The organism is Acetobacter pasteurianus, from assembly GCF_009914215.2.
GTDB lineage: Bacteria > Pseudomonadota > Alphaproteobacteria > Acetobacterales > Acetobacteraceae > Acetobacter > Acetobacter pasteurianus.
On the sequence record NZ_CP039845.2, the window covers coordinates 122,113 to 142,552 of the forward strand.

A 20,440-nucleotide genomic window follows, 5' to 3' on the forward strand; every position below is an offset into this window, starting at 1 on the left:
AAATGGCATGATTTGGCAAGGCCTAATTGATCATTGGCTGTCAAATTGGCCTTGAATTGATGTGTCAAGAAAATCCTATCACCTTCCGGTTGTAATGTAATACCCTGATAAAAAAGGATTTTATAGAGGGCTAAATTTTAGTTTATTACATGGCCTTATGAGATGGATTTTTCTAATTGTAATGGGTATACGTTAATCATTGAGAAAGCTTTTTTGAGCATATTTCAATAATAAGGCTAAGCCATAAATTTCATACCACCACTACCGTTATTTATTGCGGTATTCCTTACAACTGGAGCTTGGTTGAGAATATGAGCTTTCGTCGTCGTCTTGAGTTGTTTACTTTTTTTACTTCAGTAGCAGCAGTCTCTATGGTGACGCCACAGAGCCAAACCTTTGCTGCCACAGTGACAACAGGCGATCTTGATAAAGGACAGGACATTTACGTTGGTCAGGATTTGATTATAGATCAAGACGACGATGGCTCCACCACAGATACTATCTTTGTTGTGATTGGTGGACTGATAAAAGAAGGAAATGGAAGTGTTGATCTAAACGATGAAGTCAATTTAGAGGGGGGTGATCTCACCATAAATGGAGGCAGATTGATTTTAGGCGGCGATATTCGTGTTACAGAAGAATATGTATATCAGAAACAAGGCGATATGGGAGGAGAGATAGATTTATTATCTGGTGAACTTGAAATGGATTCAGGTTCCAGCCTTGGTATGGTTTATGCTGGGTCTGCTAATAATCCTTATCCAATGCTTTTGAATATAGAAGGCGGTGTTTTAGATTTATCAGGCAACTGTGATGATTGTATTACCGGAGGAGGTATCACTTTATCTGGATCGTCAAATATTGAAACTGATTCAGCGGCATCTTTAGGAGTAGTGATATCTGACGGCTCATCCACAGGCCGTCTTGTAAAAACAGGTGATGGATCTTTAGAGTTAGACGCATCTAATACATACTCAGGTGGAACGGATTTAGAGTCTGGTACCATTATTGATGGAAATTCATCTGCATTTGGAACAGGTTTAATATCACTAGAGGATGGTTCTACTCTTTCTTTTTCTATTGATTCACTCACTCTATCTAACTCTTTAGATGTTTCAGGGACAGCCAACGTAGATGTCCCCAATTCACAAACTGACACGATTAGTGGAGTGATCTCTGATGGAGGTTCGCCAGGTCTTTTAACTAAGACTGGGGCTGGAACATTGGCATTGACCGGCGCGAATACGTTTTCTGGCGGTTTGGATATTGAGCAAGGGACAATATCGTTAGGTGGCACGGGAATTGTATTAAACCAGAATGGGGTGCCTGTTAATATTTCATCAGGTGGTACACTGGATCTTTCAGGAAGAGGCGGGACATCAAATAGTGTGTCGATCGGAACTCTAAATGGACAAGGGTCGATAATTCTCGGTGAAAATGATGCTCTATACTTGATGAATCCCAATGGGTTGTATTCTGGAAATGTTTCAACAACTGACCCTACGCCAGTTGGAAGTGGAGATACAGCAGATGTATTCTATATTGATGGTGGGGTAGAAAGGCTTGAGAACGTAGATTGGAGCGGAGATGGGCATATACAAGCAAGAGCTATATCTGGTTCGAAACTAATTCTTCAAAATGATATCTTGAATTTGACTGAGGCTTTGAATTCCTCGCTTGAAATAGGGAATGGCAATACTTTAGTTAAACAGTTAGAAATAAACGATATCGATACTTCTACCTCTGCTCCTCTCTCATCTCTCGCTATTGATGATGGCTCTACATTAGAGTTTATGGCAGGTTCTGATGATAGTAACCCCACCAGGAGCACTGTTGTTCCAGATTTTTTTTCTGGTAGCGGAAAAATTGAAGTGGAAAATGATGCAGAAGTTTTTTTGGACTTTAGAAATACACCAAATTCAGAATTATCTAATTGCGATTATACGGGTGAAATAGTCATAGAGAAAGGGGGGGAGTTCGTTTTAGGGTCAGATAGTTCTGGATCATTTGAATCTGCCTCAATTCAGGATGATGGAATTTTTGCAGTCGCACCTACCTCAGATGTATCGGTGTCGCCAAGTCCAGAAATTACAATTGTAGGAGCATTAAATGGCGATGGTACGCTTGTTGTTGGGTTTAGAACTGTTGATGTTACGGGGATAAATAACCTTACAGGTATAAATTCTACACAAACATTTAGTACCTACGGAATTTCTGACATTTCTCTTTTTGTCGAGTTTGGTGAGTTAAAGGGCGGTGTCGACAATTTGGGGAATGGAAGTATTGAAATTGTAGACGGCATTCTCGACGTAAATGAAGATTCTAATAAAGAGTTGTCAAATAAAATTGCTGATGCTTCTTCTACTTACGGGAGTGACTACTCGGGAAGACTGTATAAAGATGGGGCTGGGGTCGTCACCCTTTCTGGCGAAAATACATATGCTGGTGGCACAACAATCAATGCAGGTGGGCTTTCTGCAGCTAATAACTCGGCATTTGGAACTGGCTCGATCACTTTGGGTGATGGCACTGAATTGTCATTCTCTAATGATGCCCTGTCACTTTCGAACGATTTGATATTAAACGGTTCTCCGATAGTTAATGTTTCAAATGGTCTAGGAGAAACCCTGTCAGGTGTCATTAGTGATGGCGCAACTAAGGGAAAATTGGAAAAAACAGGTTCAGGTACACTTAATCTTCTTGGCTCAAATACCTATTCTGGTGGGAGTGAGATCGCTGAGGGCGATATCTCTATTGGCAATGCCAGCGCATTGGGAACTGGGGCCATTGAGATGGATGCCGGAACAGAGATTATTTTTGGATCTGGGGCGATATCTTTATCAAATGGCATTTCATTAACTGGGGACCCAACCTTTGAGGTGGATGGCTCACAAGTTGACACCATTAGTGGTGTTATTGGAGATGGATCAGAACCAGGTGACCTTGTTAAAACCGGTTCTGGAGAATTAGACCTTTCGAGTCAAGAGACATATACCGGAACCACTGTTATCCAGAATGGTAAACTGGCTTTAACTGGTACAAGCAGTATTTCTAGCAGCTCTAATTTGGACGTGGAAAGTGGAGCAACTTTCGACATTTCTGGGTTAACTTCAGGCTCAAAAGTTACGTCATTATCAGGTTCAGGCACAGTAAATGTTGGATCAAATGAACTTCAGTTGACTGCGCCATCTGGGACATTTTCAGGGACAATATCTGCTACTGATCCAGCATCAGGGATGTCGAATGTTTCCATTGAAATAGGTCCATCCAGTGCGGGTGAGACATTGGAGAATGCAAATGTAGATTTGGCAGTAGAAATCGATGATAAGGGGCTTTTGAATATAGATGGCAATGTAACAGCCGGAAGTGTGAGCGGTTTTGGAGTTATTAATCTTCAGGCAGATTCGACATTAGATATAAATGGGCAAGAAGATGACAGTTACAAAGGAACAATAGAGGGTCTAGGGAATATTACCATTTCATCGGGCGGAGGGATCTCTCTTGTTGGTTCTAATGTCTGGACAGGTGTCACTACAGTACAATCAGGAGGTGATTTAACGCTAGATAATCCTAATTCAAATGGCACACCTCATCCTCCGAATATAACTGGCACATCATTTATTCATGATAACGGGTCTATTATTATAGAAAATAATACTAATATGAATGTTTCATCTCAAGAAGAGATGACAATAAGTGCCCAAATCGACGGGAGCGGAATTTTTATAATAAATAATGTTGGCATTTCTTTAGAAGGCGCAAGTACTTTCAATGGTGTTTTGGGTGCTAATTTGGCAAACATCTATGGAAACACAAATACTATTGGACTGGGGAACATAAGTCTAGAATCATCTTCTCTAAATATAAGTCAGAACTTCAATGGCAATTTATCTCAAAGTATAGAAGAGAGCTACTGTAGTTTTTGTGGAGATTATCCATCTCAACTGACTAAAAATGGCTCTGGTATAGTCACTTTAAGTGGACAAAATACATATTCGGGAGGGACTATCATAAACGGTGGAGGCCTGTCTGCGGGTGATAACTCGGCTTTTGGAACAGGTGCCGTGACCATGGCAGATGGCACTGAACTCTCATTTTCACTTACTGGATTATCTTTATCAAATGCTATTACCTTGGCAGGAAGTCCTTCAATTAATGTAGACACAGGTCAAACTGATACAATTACAGGTGTGATCTCGGATGGATCAACGGTTGGGAGTCTAACAAAGATAGGTTCTGGGAAGCTTATCCTGTCAGGATCGAATACTTTCTCAGGCGGCATGAAGATCAATGCCGGCATAATGGGGTACGAAGCCAATTCAGCTTTTGGCACCGGATCTATTGAAATGGCCGCTGGGACTGAGATCGACTTTGATGAAGACGAATTGACTTTATCAAATCCTATCAGTCTTGATGGTGACCCGACTATTTCTGTTGCTGATGGTGATACTGACACAATCAGTGGTGTTATAGGGGATGGATCTTCCCCTGGAGACCTTGTTAAGACAGGCAATGGCATTTTAGACCTGACCGCGGCAAATACTTACTCAGGGACTACTGATGTTCAGGCTGGAACGCTTGAATTGTCAGGTGGCGGAAGTATTGCTGAAACAAGTGACGTTACTTTGGAATCTGGTTCAGTTCTGGACTTGACGAATGCGTCATTTGTAGATCCGTCAACTAATAAATCATATAGTGGAACTCAGATAAACAATATAGAGGGTTCTGGCGAAATCATTAACAGTTCAAACGGATACGTTGTTCTCACGAATCCTTCAGGTTCATTTTCAGGTTCTGTTGTCGCAACAGATCCAGGAACTGGTGGTATTGAACTCGAAGGAACGAATACATCCAAAATGTTCTCTAACTCCAATATTCAAGGGGGTATTGAAATTGATGGGACAGGAATAAATACAGATCTTAACAACTCCAACATTTCAGAAGGTGTTAATGTAACAGGTGGAAATACAGTCACGATTGACGGCGCAGTTGACGTGGGAAGTATCACTGGAGGTGATGATTCAAATTTTTACAACTTAAAGATGGATGCTGGTTCCAAATTAAATATTACAGGTTCTGTTCAAGGGGCTTATAATTATGTGACACTGGATCCTGAAAGTGCTGCAAATAGTTTGATTTCTATTACGGGGTCATCGTCATCGGCAGTTTTTGTTTTAGATAATGATTTAAATTCACAAATAGATATTTCTTCTAACTCCGTTATTTTCTTGAATAGCGCTTCGAATCAGGTAACCATTTCTGGCAATATTGAGGATAATGGCGAATTAGAGTTCGATCGCGATTACGATAAAATCAGAATTACAGGGAATATTTCTGGATCGGGGGGTATTATAATGCTCTCTCCCGGCGGGAAGGTGATTTTAAGTGGTGATGATACATTTGCTGGCGCAGTCAATATTTTTTATGGAGAAACCCTAATCGATGGAACTCTTTCAGATTCACAACAACCTATTTATGTTGAGTCTCAAGGCGTAATTGGCGGAATAGGCAATTTAGAAGATAATTCTGTAGTTAGTATTAATGGAGAAATATCTCCAGGGGACGATGGTGCAGGAACTTTTTCTCTTGGATCATTAAGATTACTTGGTCAATCAATTGTGAGTTTTGACCTTGGTGAGCCGGGTGTCGAAGGCGGTGCATATAACGATCTTATCAAATTATCTGGGGATCTGGCACTCGGCGGGACATTAAATGTTAATGCAGACCCTGCATCGGGATCTCAACTTCCCGAAGGGGTTTACAGTCTTTATGATTATTCGGGCAAACTGTCCGGCTCTCAGAAACTTGGGAAAGTTCCTTTGGCAACTGGTGATGCTGCCGCAATTCAGACTGTAATACCTGGGAAAGTAAATCTCGTTGTTTATGGCACCCAAACTAACATATGGAATGGCTCGGCCACTCAAGATCCGGCAGGCAATTTAACTGCGGGGTCTGGTACATGGAATATAAGCAACAGCAACTGGACAGACTTGGGCGTTCAGGTGGATCACGCATGGAATGCGGGTGAAGAAGCCATATTTGAAGGCACCTCAGGCACCGTAACAGTTGACGATAGTTCCGGTCAGGTCACTGTCGGAAGCATGGATTTTGAAAATACGGATGGGAATACTTATACAATTACGGGGGGGGCTTTACAGGCATCTGGATCAACATTGGCAGTTAATGTTGGTTCTTCCGGTAAAGCGGAAATTGATTCCGTCATACAAGACGCATCTGGTCAAAGCACCGATTTAGTTAGGGCCTGTTAGGGCTTGATCCAGTCTGCTGCGGCAGCGATGTGGATGACCGCGAGGAACGACGTTGCTGTTTTTTCATATCTGGTTGCGACAGCGCGCCACTCCTTGAGGCGAGCCCAGAGGTTCTCAACGAGATGCCGACACCGATAGGCCCATTTGGGGCAGGCGACCGGGCCATCGCGTCGTTTCGCAGGAATGGCTGGCCGTGCTCCCATGTCCCATATCCGTTCACGCATGGCGTTCGACGCGTAGCCCTTGTCCGCTACTACCCACAGGGGAGTGGCGGGAAGGCTGTCGAGCATGGCTGGTGCCAGAGGCAGTTCATGAGCCTGTCCAGGGGCCAGCGCAAAACCGAAGGCTTTTCCATGTCCATCAGCGATCACGCAGACTTTTGTGCCATAGCCACCGCGAGAGCGGCCAAGTGCTTCACGATGGTCTCGCTCTTCGAAAGAGGCCCCTTTTTTTGGGCTCCCGCCGCTTTGTGGTGAGCCCTGATGTTTGTGCCATCCAGAAAAGTCATTCCGAATGCCACTCCCTGTTGTTCCTGAACCAGTGCGAGCAGCCGCTCCCATACGCCGAGCTTCGCCCAGCGGATGAAAAGCTGCGCAGCCCGCCACCACGGACCCAGTTCAGCGGGGATACTCCGCCATTTCGCGCCATTCTCATGACGCCAGAAAATCGCTGCTATCGTCCGCCGCAGATCATGTGGCGGCGTCTTGCCCCTCGGGCGAACCTCCTCAATCAGAGGTTCCCAGATCGCCCATGTCTCGTCCGTAAAGGTGCCTGTTCTGTCTCCTTCTTCCATCCCTACAATATGGGAAGAAATTCAAGATCTAACAGGCCCTAAAACAGGTGATGGATCTTTAACATTAACATCAACTGGACTTAATACATATACTGGTAAAACTGAAGTCCAAGATGGTGTGTTATATGTTTATCTGGGTAGTGACGCACTGTATGAAAGTAGCGATGTAGATATAGATAAATCAGGGACTTTGTCAGTATTATACCGAACTTCAGATCCAGTAATCGGGGTTAATGTTAAAAGTTTAGACGGTTCAGGCGCGATTACGACAAACGCAAATAATCCCGGTGTTTATGTTGGTTTGGAAGATGCAAGCGGAAATTATTCTGGCAACGCATCTACTGAAATTTCTATTGCATCAGGTACTGAAATATTTGGCGGTGGAACTGTCGATGGATTAGAAAGTTCCAGTAATGCCGATATAGTAATTTCGGCAAACGGGGAGCAGGATATAATTCCCAATCAGGAAGATTTGATTGAAGGTAGTTTGGTACTTGATGGTGCACTGAATATCCAAGGAATAGGTAATGCCAGTGCATTATTTGTGGATGGCGAGGTTAAAGGTTCCGGTGAATTAAATATTTCTGGAGCATCAGGTGAACACGGGTTTGTATTTCTAACAGGCGAAAGAAATTATACTGGATTAACAACAATTGATTCAAATGGATTTTTAGCAATATATGACAGGGACGCACAAGTTTCAGGTAATATGGCCTCATCAAAAATAATAGATAATGGCGTATTATGTTTTATCTCATCACCGGATATAAACGATGTTCAAACACTATCCGCACCTATATCAGGCGATGGTGATCTTGTTGCGATCGGTGAGACGCTTTCTATCAAAGGCAAAAATACATTAACGGGCACAAATTATAATGAATCTCTATTAGAAATTTCTGTTGGTTTAGACGGCAATTTTGAAGGTAGTTCAATTGTCGCATCCGGTTCTTCAATTATAACTTCATCTAATGGATTGGGGCAGGGGAATGTTGCTCTTTTTTCTAATTCTAATCTAGATATTTCACAAAATTATGACGCTTTAATAAGCAATACAATATTTGATTCCGGGTCCAAGGATGGGTCTGTATCAAAAGATGGCACAGGCAATGTCACTTTGAATGGCCATAATACCTATGGCGGTGGAACCACAATAAATGAAGGAGGTTTGACCGCTGGTAATAACTCTGCTTTTGGGTCTGGTGCGATCACCATGGCAGATGGCACGGAATTATCGTATGCCTCTGATGGATTGAGCTTAAGTAATATTTTCCAGTTAAATGGTAAATCCTCAATAAATGTGCAATCTGACCAGAGCGACATCTTAACAGGTGTTATTGGTGATGGGTCTTCATCAGGAACGCTTATTAAAATAGGGGCAGGCACACTTTCATTACTTGGAGCCAATACCTATACAGGCGGAACTGATATTGCTTCAGGATCCATTGCTATCAATGGCCCTTCATCTCTTGGAACGGGTTCCGTTGAAATGGACGAAGGCACATCGCTTTCTTTCCTGTCTGACGGTACCAACCTTTCCAACAATATTACTCTTAGCGGTGATCCGACATTCGATGTCCAAAGCGGGAATACCGATACCGAAAGTGGTGTTATCTCAAACGGATCCGAAGCGGGTGATCTTGTTAAAACGGGATCTGGCACCCTTAATCTTAAAGGCAACAACACGTACACCGGCACTACGGAAGTTTTTGCAGGCACATTGGATGTAGATGGGGATGCCAGCGCATCTACCGGTCAGGTTAGTGTAGACAGTGGCGCGGGCTTGGGCGGTACTGGCACGATAGGTGGTAGTGTTGATATTGCTGAAGGAGCAACTCTGGCGGCCGGCGATGCTGGTCAGGTCGGCACTCTGACGATTGATGGTGGTTTGACGCTGGAAAATGGCTCAACCACGCTTTTTGACCTTGGCCAGGCCGGCACAGAAGGCGGCGCTCAGAACGATCTGATTAAGGTCGGAGGGGATTTGACACTCGGCGGGACGATCGATGTCAACGCCGATCCCACCTCCGGCTCTACACTCTCAGAAGGCGTATATCGTCTCTTTGACTACGCCGGCACCCTCAGCGGATCTACAGCTCTATCTTCCACTTTGCCTATCAATGTAGGCGATGCATCACAGATACAGACTTCCATTAGCGGGCAAGTGAATCTGGTTGTCTATGAAACAGCAGACAATCTCTGGAATGGAAGCACGACAACTGCTCCACAGGGTGTTCTAAATGGTGGTAGCGGCATATGGAACGCATCGAATACCAACTGGGCTGACGTGGCACTGCAGTCTGACCATTCTTGGGATCAGGGTGAAAACGCGGTTTTCTCAGGATCAGCCGGGAGTGTAACAGTTGATGATAGTTTAGCGCAGATTTCTGTTGCTAGTATGGATTTCGAGAACAGTGATGGGGCTCAGTATGTCATACAAGGCGACAAACTTCAGGTGGCGGGCAGCAGCCTGTCAGTTGGTGTCTCGGATGATAATTCCGCAGAGATTGATTCTGTCATAACTGAAGCTTCTGGCACCCCTTCTACTCTAGTGAAAACAGGAGGAGGAACACTTACCCTTGGAGGGGATAATTCTTTCTCTGGGGGCACTGACATTCAGAATGGCACGATTATTCTAAGTGATCAGGATGGTCTTGGCACAGGCGGAGCTAATATTGAATCCGGTAGCCACCTCTCGGTAGTTCTTTCTGGAGGTGGGGCCATTTCAAACATCCTGTCTGGCGGTGGTGATCTCACTTTTGCTGGACAAGGGGTTACAACAATCAGTGGTGATGAGACCATCACTGGGCAAACTTCCATCAAGAGTGGCACACTTCTCCTTGGTTCTGGAGCCGGGCTTGAGGAGTCAAGTGATGTAGATGTTGCCTCCGGGGCATCACTCGACACTTCTGGAAACGATTTCTCCATAAAAAGCCTATCAGGTGAGGGTGAAGTCGAGAGCACAGGTCACAAACTTACTCTAACTTCAGCTTCTGGTGTTTTTTCCGGTAATTTTGTCGGGGATGGGGATCTCGCTATAGCGGCTGGTGAAGAGACCCTGCAGAATGTTTCTGGTGATATTTCATCACTCGAAGTGGGTTCGAGTGCCAAACTTAACATTGATTCATCAACTCTTGCGAATGCGAACCTAGAAACTGAAGGTGGTGCACAGGTTACTGTGGCCAGCACCGATCAGTTTGCAGGATTGTCAGGAAGTGGCGAAGTCCAACTGGATAATGCAAGCACGCTTAATCTTCTAGGCAAGAATGATGAGACTTTCTCTGGCCAGATTACTGGTTCAGGTGAATTGGTCATAGGGGATGGTGTAGGCGTAGGGAGTCAAACCCTGACGGCTGGAAACGATGAAGTTGCAAATGACTGGTCTGGCAGCATCGACATCAATCCTGAAGCATCTCTCATTGTAGACAATCCCACGGGCGGAGTTGCTGATATTCCATCCGGCATGTCCATAGAAGATAATGGCCTGCTGGAAGTTGTGAATGCTTCAAAAGATGGTCAGGAAACACTTGCTGCGCAGATCTCGGGTACAGGCACACTTGAGACTTCTGGGAATATCGATCTTACTGCAACAATCAATACGCTGGATGGTTCAAAACCCAATACAGGCGTGCCCTTAGGCACATCTTTGGTCGCTGAAAATGGGGTCGTAACAGGTGATACCAAAAGCCTGGGCACAGGCAACATTGTTCTTGATGGTGCCACACTTGATCTGAAACAGAACGAAAACGCCACTATTTCTAGAAATATTGGTGATCAAAGCAGTAGTTTAGGCCAAAGTGGGGATGGTTCTCTTATAAAGGATGGCGCAGGAGCCCTCACGTTGAGTGGTACCAACACTTATACAGGTAGCACGGATGTCACTTCTGGAGATCTGCTTGTAGATGGAGATAGCAGCGGGGCTACCGGTCAGGTCAACGTAGGGAATGGGGCAACCCTTGGCGGTACTGGCACGATAGGCGGTAATGTTGATATTGCTGGAGGAGCAACTCTTGCGGCCGGGGATGCCGGCCAAGTAGGCACACTGACGATTGATGGTGGTTTGACGCTGGAAAGTGGCTCAACCACGGACTTTGAGCTTGGTCAGGCTGGCACAGAAGGCGGTGCTCAGAACGATCTGATTAAGGTCGGAGGGGATCTGACACTCGGCGGAACGATTGATGTTACCGCTGATCCCACCTCCGGCACTACACTCTCAGAAGGCGTATATCGTCTCTTTGACTACTCCGGCGCCCTCAGTGGGTCTACAGCTCTATCTTCCACCTTGCCTATCAATGCAGGTGACGCGGTTGGCTTGCAAACTGCGATTGATGGGGAAGTGAATCTGGTTGTTTACAGCACTGCTCAGGCTTTCTGGAACGGTAGCGGAAAAGACAACGGAATTCTGACAGGGGGGGACGGTACCTGGAATTCAACAAATCCGAACTGGACTGATGCCAATGCTGATGTCAACGCTGAATGGTCATCAGGTCGAGCCGCAATATTTGAAGGCCAATCAGGCAATGTCGTTGTAGATGATAGCCAAGGCAATATTTCTGTCTCGGCAATTCAGTTTTCCAATACAGACGGGGGCATATATCGTATAACTGGCGATGAAATTGATGCTTCAGGAAACTCTATCTCTGTTAATGTGGGGGATGGAGTTCCATCGGGATCAACGATTACAGCAGAAATTGACTCTGCAATTGAAGATGGAGCAACAGGCACTTCAAAAGTCGTTAAAGAGGGCCTGGGGACCTTAATCCTTGGCGGTAATAATGGATATACCGGCGGCACTGATATTGAGGCGGGCACTCTTGAGTTAACGTCATCGTCAGCACTTGGATCTGGATCCGTCTTAGATAATGCTTCCGTGGTTGCGAATGTTGGTGTTCACGCAATCTCAGAAATTTCTAATAATTTAAATGGAACTGGCAGTTTCACCAAGGAAGGTGCCGGAACTCTGATCCTATCTGGTAGTGACACACTTACAGGCAGCATTGATGTTCAAGGTGGCAAACTAACGATTGCAGACAATGCTTCTCCAACAGACGCCAGTATCGAGATTGGTAACGGCACTCAACTAGATGTTTCTGGAACTGACGTTTCTACCAAAAGCATTACAGGTGAGGGTTCCGTATATCTCGGAGACAAAACTCTTACCCTGACTGATGCTTCAGGTCTTATTTCAGGTGAAGGTGAAATATCAGGCGGCACCCTGAGTATCGAATCTGGTCAAGAAGTTTTGGATGGGACAGATGCTAATCAGACGAATGTCGAAGTCGGTTCTTTAGGGGCAATATCCCTGACGGATGGTGCTGCTGTAGGTTCAGTAACCGATGACGGCGGAAGCGTAAATTTGGCAGGAAATGTCATCCTGACTGGAGCTCTGAATGGGTATGGCTCAGTCACATTTGATGACAGTCAAACTGATACTCTTTATATCTGCGGACTTTCAGGTCAGTTTTCAGGCACGATAACTGGAGAGGGGACACTGAATCTTCTTTCTGGGGCTTCACAGACCCTTTCAGGAGAAAATGTCTGGTCGGGCGGAATAGAGATTGGGGATGAAGCAGCGCTCACTGTTGCTGACACTACAGATCACGCAGCAAACCTGCCAGAGACCGGGAATATTGACGATGAAGGTTCGCTGATTATCAAGAACTCTTCTGGGCACTCTACTTCAATTACAGGAAATATTGACGGCAAGGGGGCTTTGGAAATTGATGGTGGTGAAGCCTCACTTGAAGGGGATAACGGATATAGCGGAGGCCTGACTGTTTCCAATGCAGATGTTGTAGCGAACACAGCAAGCGTTGGTACCGGATCTATTGCTCTTGAGAACGGGGCTATTCTTGATATTTCCCAGAATACAGACGGGATACTTTCTCCAGTTGTTTCAGGGGATGGAAGTGTCGAGAAAACAGGTGATGGGAATGTCACATTGGCCGCGGCGAATTCTTATGCCGGTGGCACTGAGATTGATGGCGGATCTCTGATTGGTTCTGCTTCATCATTCGGTAGTGGCAGCATCACTGATAATAGTTCTCTCATTGTTTCCGATGATGATGATAGCGTTCTGTCCAACACAGTATCGGGCACAGGTTCCCTGACTAAATCCGGCAATTCTGAACTGACACTAGCAGGAGAAAATGATTTCTCAGGAGGCCTGAATATTCAGGATGGTTCTGTGAAATCCTCTGTAACAGGTCTTGGAAGCGGATCTATTTCTGATAATGGCTCTCTTGATATTTCGCAGGACGCTAATGCATCACTTTCGAACACCATTTCAGGCTCTGGCTCTGTTCAAAAAACAGGTGCTGGCACGCTCACTCTGACAGGATCTAATGCTTATAGCGGTACTACGGAAGTTGCCGCTGGTACATTGAATGTAGATGGAGATAGCAGCGGAGTTACCGGTCAGGTTAGTGTAGACAGTGGTGCGGCCTTGGGCGGTACTGGCACGATAGGTGGTAGTGTTGATATTGCTGGAGGAGCAACGCTGGCGGCCGGGGATGCTGGTCAGGCCGGTACTCTGACGATTGATGGTGGTTTGACGCTGGAAAGTGGCTCAACCACTGACTTTGACCTTGGTAAGGCCGGAACAGAAGGTGGCGCCCAGAACGATCTGATTAAGGTCGGAGGGGATTTGACACTCGGCGGGACGATCGATGTCAACGCCGATCCCACCTCCGGCACCACACTCTCAGAGGGCGTGTACCGTCTTTTTGATTACGCAGGCAGCCTTAGCGGATCTACAGCTCTATCTTCCACCTTGCCTATCAATGCAGGTGACGAGGCATCATTGCAGACGTCCATAGATGGCCAAGTAAATCTGGTTGTCTTCAACGGATCTCAATTGTTCTGGAATGGAAGCGGCAAAGGTAACGGTGTCCTGAGTGGTGGAAGTGGAACCTGGAATGAAACCAGTAATCCATGGACTGATTCTGCCGCAAATGCCCAAACAAATTGGATTGACGGGCGATCAGCCATATTCGAAGGCCAGGCTGGAAATATTGTTGTTGATGATAGTGAAGGAAATATCTCTGTTGGCTCTATGCAATTCGCGAATACAGATGGCGGAACGTATGATGTAACGGGAGATGCGATTTCAGCTTCTGGGTCTTCCCTCAATGTGGATGTAGGTGATGGATCTTCTTCTGGAGCAGACATTAAAGCTGAGATTGCGGCTTCCATTACTGATGGGGCAAAAGGCCCTGCAGGCCTGATCAAGTCAGGTCAGGGCACGCTGGTAATGGATGGTTCCAACACATATAGTGGAGGAACGCAGATCGAAAGTGGTGTTCTAGAGATCACCAACTCAGCAGCGCTGGGCACTGGGGCTGTTGATGATCAAACATCTCTTCTGGTTGATGTTACTGGGAAGAGTGAGCTTGCTAACGATATCTCTGGCAGTGGATCACTTACCAAGACTGGCTCTGGTGACATTGTCCTGAGCGGAAAAGATACTCTGTCAGGTGGCATCAATGTTCAGGAAGGCACGCTTGCAATAGGCGTGAATGCCTCTCCCATAGACAGCGATGTGAATATTTCGTCAGGGGCTTCCCTTGATACGTCCATTGGTGATGTAGGAACAAAAAGCATCTCCGGCGCCGGCACAGTTAATCTCGGAGCGAAATCACTTACTCTTTCGGACGCTTCTGGACAGTTCAGTGGTCAAATAACCGGTAACGGTTCTCTGGATGTTCTATCAGGGTCTGAAGGCCTGATTGGCGTGCAAGCAAATCAGGCTACGGTGCAAATTGAAAACGCAGCAAGCGTTGATACGGGCAATGGGTCCACAGTGGGCAGTATCCTCGATAACGGTGGCATAATTTCTGTTGCAGGAAATACCACTCTGGGTACGCTGAACGGCACTGGTTCCGTAAGTCTGACTGGGCAAAATAGTGAGCTGGAGATTGATGGGAAAGGAGGGGTGTTTTCTGGAGCCATTGAAGGATCTGGGGTCGTAAAACTGGATGATGGCGCTTCAGAAACACTAGGAGGCAACAATGCTGTAACCGGTGAGATAGATATCGGGAAAGAAGCATCACTGACGATTGCGGACGGTTCAACACATTCCGCGACATTGCCATCTGCCAATACCATTCAGGACGATGGTAGCCTGACAGTTGAGAACAAAGAGCCGGGCCATGTAACTACGATCAAGGCCGCTATAAATGGTTCTGGAGCAATCAATGTTGTTGGCGGAGAGACAGTTCTGACCGGTCAGAATGGCTTTACTGGCGGGGTGAAAGTTTCAGATGCGACACTTGAAGCTTCAACTTCAAATCTTGGAAAAGGAAGTGTTGAACTAGACGCTGACTCTCTTCTGAATATTGATCAGAGCACTGATAATGGCCTGACCAATACAATTTCAGGCGAGGGTAAGGTTGTTAAAAGCGGTGTAGGGAATGTGACCCTCACTGGAGAGAATGATTATTCAGGTGGTACCGAGATTAAAAGCGGTTCGCTTATTGGCTCTGCAGGGTCATTCGGTTCTGGCGCCATCGAGGATGATAGCCAATTAACCGTCTCTCAAAACGAAGACGGGGTGATGGACAATTCCATCACAGGAACTGGTTCAGTTACCAAAACAGGAGATGCTGACCTCACGCTTTCAGGCCAGAATGACTTCAGCGGCGGACTGAATGTCGCCGCAGGAACCTTGACTGCATCTTCAGAAAGTCTGGGATCTGGGAATATAACAGATGATAGCGATATCGAATTATCTCAGGATCAAGATGGTCAGATTTCGGATAATATTTCAGGCTCTGGAGTTGTCCAAAAAACAGGATCTGGCACCCTCACGTTAAGCGGCACTGATAGTCATTCAGGTGGCACGGAAGTTGCCGCTGGTACATTGAATGTAGATGGAGATAGCAGCGCATCTACCGGTCAGGTTAGTGTAGACAGTGGCGCGGGCTTGGGCGGTACTGGCACGATAGGTGGTAGTGTTGATATTGCTGGAGGAGCAACGCTGGCGGCCGGGGATGCCGGCCAGGTCGGCACACTCACGATTGATGGTGGTTTGACGCTGGAAAGTGGCTCAACCACGGACTTTGACCTTGGCCAGGCCGGCACAGAAGGCGGTGCTCAGAACGATCTGATTAAGGTCGGAGGGGATTTGACACTCGGCGGGACGATCGATGTCAACGCCGATCCCACCTCCGGCACTACACTCTCAGAAGGCGTATACCGTCTCTTTGACTACGCCGGCACCCTCAGCGGAGAGGCAAGTATAAATGGTTCTCTTCCTATCGCCGCGGGAGATGCTGCAGCCCTTCAGACTTCTGTAAATGGTCAGGTCAATCTGGTAGTGGCCAACATGTCTACTGAAATCTGGAATGGTTCTATTGATACCACTCCATCAGGAACCCTCACGGGTGGGGATGGCGTGTGGAAGGGTGGCGTTACTAACTGGACAAATATCGATGCCGATGTTTCTGGTGTTTGGAACCCTGGAAGTACTGCGATTTTTGAAGCTCAAGCAGGACGTGTCTCCATCGATGACAAATCAGGGAATGTAAGCGTCGGGGCGATGGATTTCGCCAACTCGGACGGGCAGTCCTACATAATTAGTGGAGATACTCTCTATGCTGCAGGGCAATCTCTGAAGGTGAATGTGGGAGACGGCGCAACATCTGGTTCATCTATTACCGCAGAAATAGACAGTTCCATCAGCGATGCGAATGTGGTCGGTGGCTCTAAACTTGTGAAGGATGGTCTTGGGACATTGGTTCTGGGCGGTGATAACACTTTAACCGATGGCATTGATATTGAGGGCGGAAGTCTCGATATCACGAATGCCAAAAGCACCGGTAAAGGCGCCATTACGGATAACGCTGCGCTGAATATTGATCTTGCGGGTGATGGACAGATCGGGAACGATATTACCGGGGCCGGCACAGTTAGAAAGAGTGGCTCAAATACGGTCGTCCTTTCTGGTGAGAATAATTATTCTGGAGGAACCGATATCGAAGCTGGCACCCTGAAAGGATCCGTTGGGAACTTCGGCAGTGGTGCAATCATGGATAATGCTACTCTCGATATTGACCAATCTTCTGATGCTTCGTTGGCCAACAAGATCTCAGGCACTGGTGATGTAATCAAGGATGGAGCCGGAGATCTCACACTATCCGGTGTAAACAGTTATTCTGGTTCTACTGTCATTAAATCAGGTGTTCTGACGGCTTCAGTTGGGTCAATGGGATCTGGCGAAATTGTAGATGACGCTACTCTTAACGTTGATCAGAATGTGACTGGCGTTCTTTCCAATGAATTGTCTGGCAACGGCACACTGATCAAATCAGGTGATGGTGTTCTGCAACTTACTGGATCGAATTCTCTCTCTGGTGAAATTGATATTCAGTCTGGAACTCTTGAACTTGACACAAAATCCTCAGGGCAGGCGGAGATAGAGGATCAGGCGACCTTGGCCTTGAATCAGGCTGATGATGGTATCCTTGGGAATGCAATTTCAGGTTCTGGTGGAATTGTTAAAGAAGGCGCGGGGAGTGTTACGCTCGCGGGTAATAACTCCTTTACTGGTGGAATTGATATTGAAGCCGGAGATATTACCACAGGCGTCAATAACCTAGGCACAGGCAAGGTCTTGGATAATGCCACGCTAACCTTGAGCCAATCTAAGGATGGTGAACTGAAGAACGTCATCTCTGGTAAGGGAAAAGTGGTTAAAGCAGGATCAAATACTTTAACTCTTGCGTCTCAAAACACATGGACGGGTGGCACTGATATTCAGAGCGGAACGCTGTCTGGTAACACATCATCATTTGGTTCGGGATCTATTGAGGATGATGCTTCTTTAGAGGTCACCGCAAATGGTGATTCCACATTCTCCAACACTGTGTCTGGCTCAGGCGATGTGGAATACAACATCACAGGTGATGACACTCTAAATGTCACATCAATCAACAGCTATTCAGGTGGGACAGATATTCAAGGTGGGACGGTAAAAGGGGATGCAGGATCATTCGGATCTGGCCAAATCGTGGATAATGGAACTCTGGAAATAGACCAGACGTCCAATTCCTCTATGGCTAATAATATCAGTGGGTCAGGTGAACTTGTGAAAGACGGGGCGGGCGATCTGACCCTCACGGGCACCAACACTTATTCTGGTGGAACTGATATTGAAGCCGGGACATTAACAGCCGGCACGCAAAACCTTGGCACAGGTGATATCACCAATAATGCTACACTCGACCTGAAGCAGGATTATGACGGCACACTTTCTGGCCAGATTAGCGGGGCTGGCACAGTGATCAAAGAAGGCATCGGTGACGTCACACTCCAGGACACTAACACCTATACTGGTGGTACTGACGTAATCGCGGGCACATTAACTGGAACGATAACGAGTTTCGGAACTGGGAAGATCATTGTTGCAGAGGGTGCAAAAGTTAATATCGACCAAAAAGATGATCCTGTAATGAGTAATGATATCAGCGGCGCTGGTGTCATAGAAAAGAGTGATACAGGGACTGTCATCATGAGTGGCAAGGACACGCATACTGGTGGCACTATTGTTACGGGTGGTACCTTGGTGACAGATGCGAGTAACCTGGCAGGCGGTAATGTTGTGAACAATGCCAAACTCGTTATCAATCAAAGTTCAAGTGCCACATTGGCAAGCCAGATCACTGGATCTGGAAGTCTTGTCAAAGAAGGATCTGGAACGCTCGATATCACTGGCGACACCTCTGGCATGACAGGCACTACCAAGGTTTTGGGAGGAACATTAAATGTTGAAACCAATGCTTCCAATAGTGACGTCACAACAGTTTCTGGATCTACTCTTGCAGGTCAAGGTTCTGTAGGAGACACGACAATCCAGAATGGCGCCACACTTTCTCCGGCAGGTAATTCCATCGGCACCCTTCATGTCGCAGGAAATCTTGTTCTTGAAAATGGTTCGGAGATGGTCAGCACAACAGACGGAAAAGCAACAGATCTGGTGGATGTTAAAGGGAATGCTATTGTATCTGGGGTTGCAGAGATGTTCACCAATTCCTCTCAGAACAAAAATCTTCCATATGGCCAGACGTTTACAATTCTGCATGCTAATGGAGGCGTGACAGGCCGATTTGGCTCTTTCACTACAAATCTTGAAAGTGCTTATCCGTTCCTAACCCCAGGATTAACCTATACATCTAATGACGTTAATGTATCTCTTGTCCGGGATACCGAAGTTCCATTTTCAAGTTTCGCACAGACGCGCAACCAGAAGGCTGTTGCGGCATCACTTGATGAAACGAGCCTGAATAATTCCATCGTTCAGCAGATTGAGCAGCAGAGTGCTCCTCAGGCCAGACAGTCTTATGATTCGCTTTCAGGTGAAATCAGAGCATCTGTCAAAACGGATCTCATCCAGGATACGCAACTCATCAGGAATGCAGCATTTAACCGTATGGCATCGGCTGAGTGCGACATGTCAGTTGGCAATATCAGCACGGCGGATCCGAAGAGTGGACAGAAAATGCAGGGTGGTGCCTGTGACACGGGTATGGTTTTGTGGGGAGAAGGATTTGGTGACCATGGCCATAATGGAGGGAGTGGCGGCTCCGCTGACATGAAGCATTCGGCCGCCGGTTTTATTATGGGACTGGATGCTCCGATCAATAATACGAATATCAGAGTAGGTGGCTTGGTTAGCTATAGCCATGACCGTTTCAGTGTTAAAGACGGCCGATCCTCATCTGGGAGCGCAAACAATCTGACAGTCGGAGGGTATGCCAGCACACACTGGGAACGTCTGATGCTTCGGGCTGGCGCCACGTACACTTGGAATATGGTTAATACCAATCGCAATGTGTCAGTTGGCTCTATTCATGAGCGTGACAGTGGCCATAGTCTCGGAGGAACTGCTCAGGCATTCGCTGAACTCGGTTATCGTTTTGATGTTGGGGACTATGCAGTAGAGCCTTTTGGCCAGATCGCGTACGTCAATCAGGACTTTATGGGATCTCGTGAACATGGTGGCAGCGCAGCCCTGAAGACGCATGGAGCTGATACCGGTGTAACGTTTGCTACATTCGGTGCACGTGCCAGTCATACTTTCCGCTTGAAGGGTATTGATCTGAATGCCTTTGGCTCTGCCAGCTATAGGCATGCTTTCGGAGGGCTCACTCCAACCGCCAGACAGGTGTATGCTGGAGGAACGGATATGGATGTTGCTGGGACACCACTAGCAGCCAACAGTGCGGTTGTTGAAGCAGGGGTCTCTTACAAGGTCGGCAAGAACATTGATGTAGGCCTTTCATATACAGGCCAATTTGGTCAAAAATACCGTGATAATGCCATCAATGGTCACGTCAGGGTGCAATGGTAACCCGAAAATAAAACATGATTGTCGCGAGGA

At 46.5% G+C, this 20,440-nt stretch carries 3 protein-coding genes; 2 read left to right on the forward strand and 1 reads right to left on the reverse strand.

Features of this window, described 5'->3' with window-relative positions; all coding sequences use genetic code 11:
• The first annotated feature begins 311 nt into the window (after positions 1 to 311).
• Complete coding sequence (locus tag FCN51_RS00565; RefSeq protein ID WP_160256019.1) at positions 312 to 6,269, forward strand: autotransporter-associated beta strand repeat-containing protein; 5,958 nt, start codon at positions 312 to 314, stop codon at positions 6,267 to 6,269.
• Here the strand turns inward: FCN51_RS00565 and FCN51_RS00570 are convergent.
• A protein-coding gene (locus tag FCN51_RS00570; protein WP_082779839.1) for an IS5 family transposase occupies positions 6,266 to 7,062 on the reverse strand; the annotation gives its coding sequence in 2 pieces (ribosomal slippage) (positions 6,266 to 6,723 and positions 6,723 to 7,062; 798 coding nt in all). The two genes, FCN51_RS00565 and FCN51_RS00570, sit on opposite strands and share 4 nt — an antisense overlap.
• Here FCN51_RS00570 and FCN51_RS00575 point away from each other — a divergent pair.
• The gene (locus tag FCN51_RS00575) at positions 7,037 to 20,410 is read left to right on the forward strand and encodes an autotransporter-associated beta strand repeat-containing protein (RefSeq protein ID WP_160256020.1); all 13,374 of its coding nucleotides are present in this window, start codon (positions 7,037 to 7,039) and stop codon (positions 20,408 to 20,410) included. The genes FCN51_RS00570 and FCN51_RS00575 overlap by 26 nt on opposite strands.
• Positions 20,411 to 20,440 lie beyond the last annotated feature (30 nt).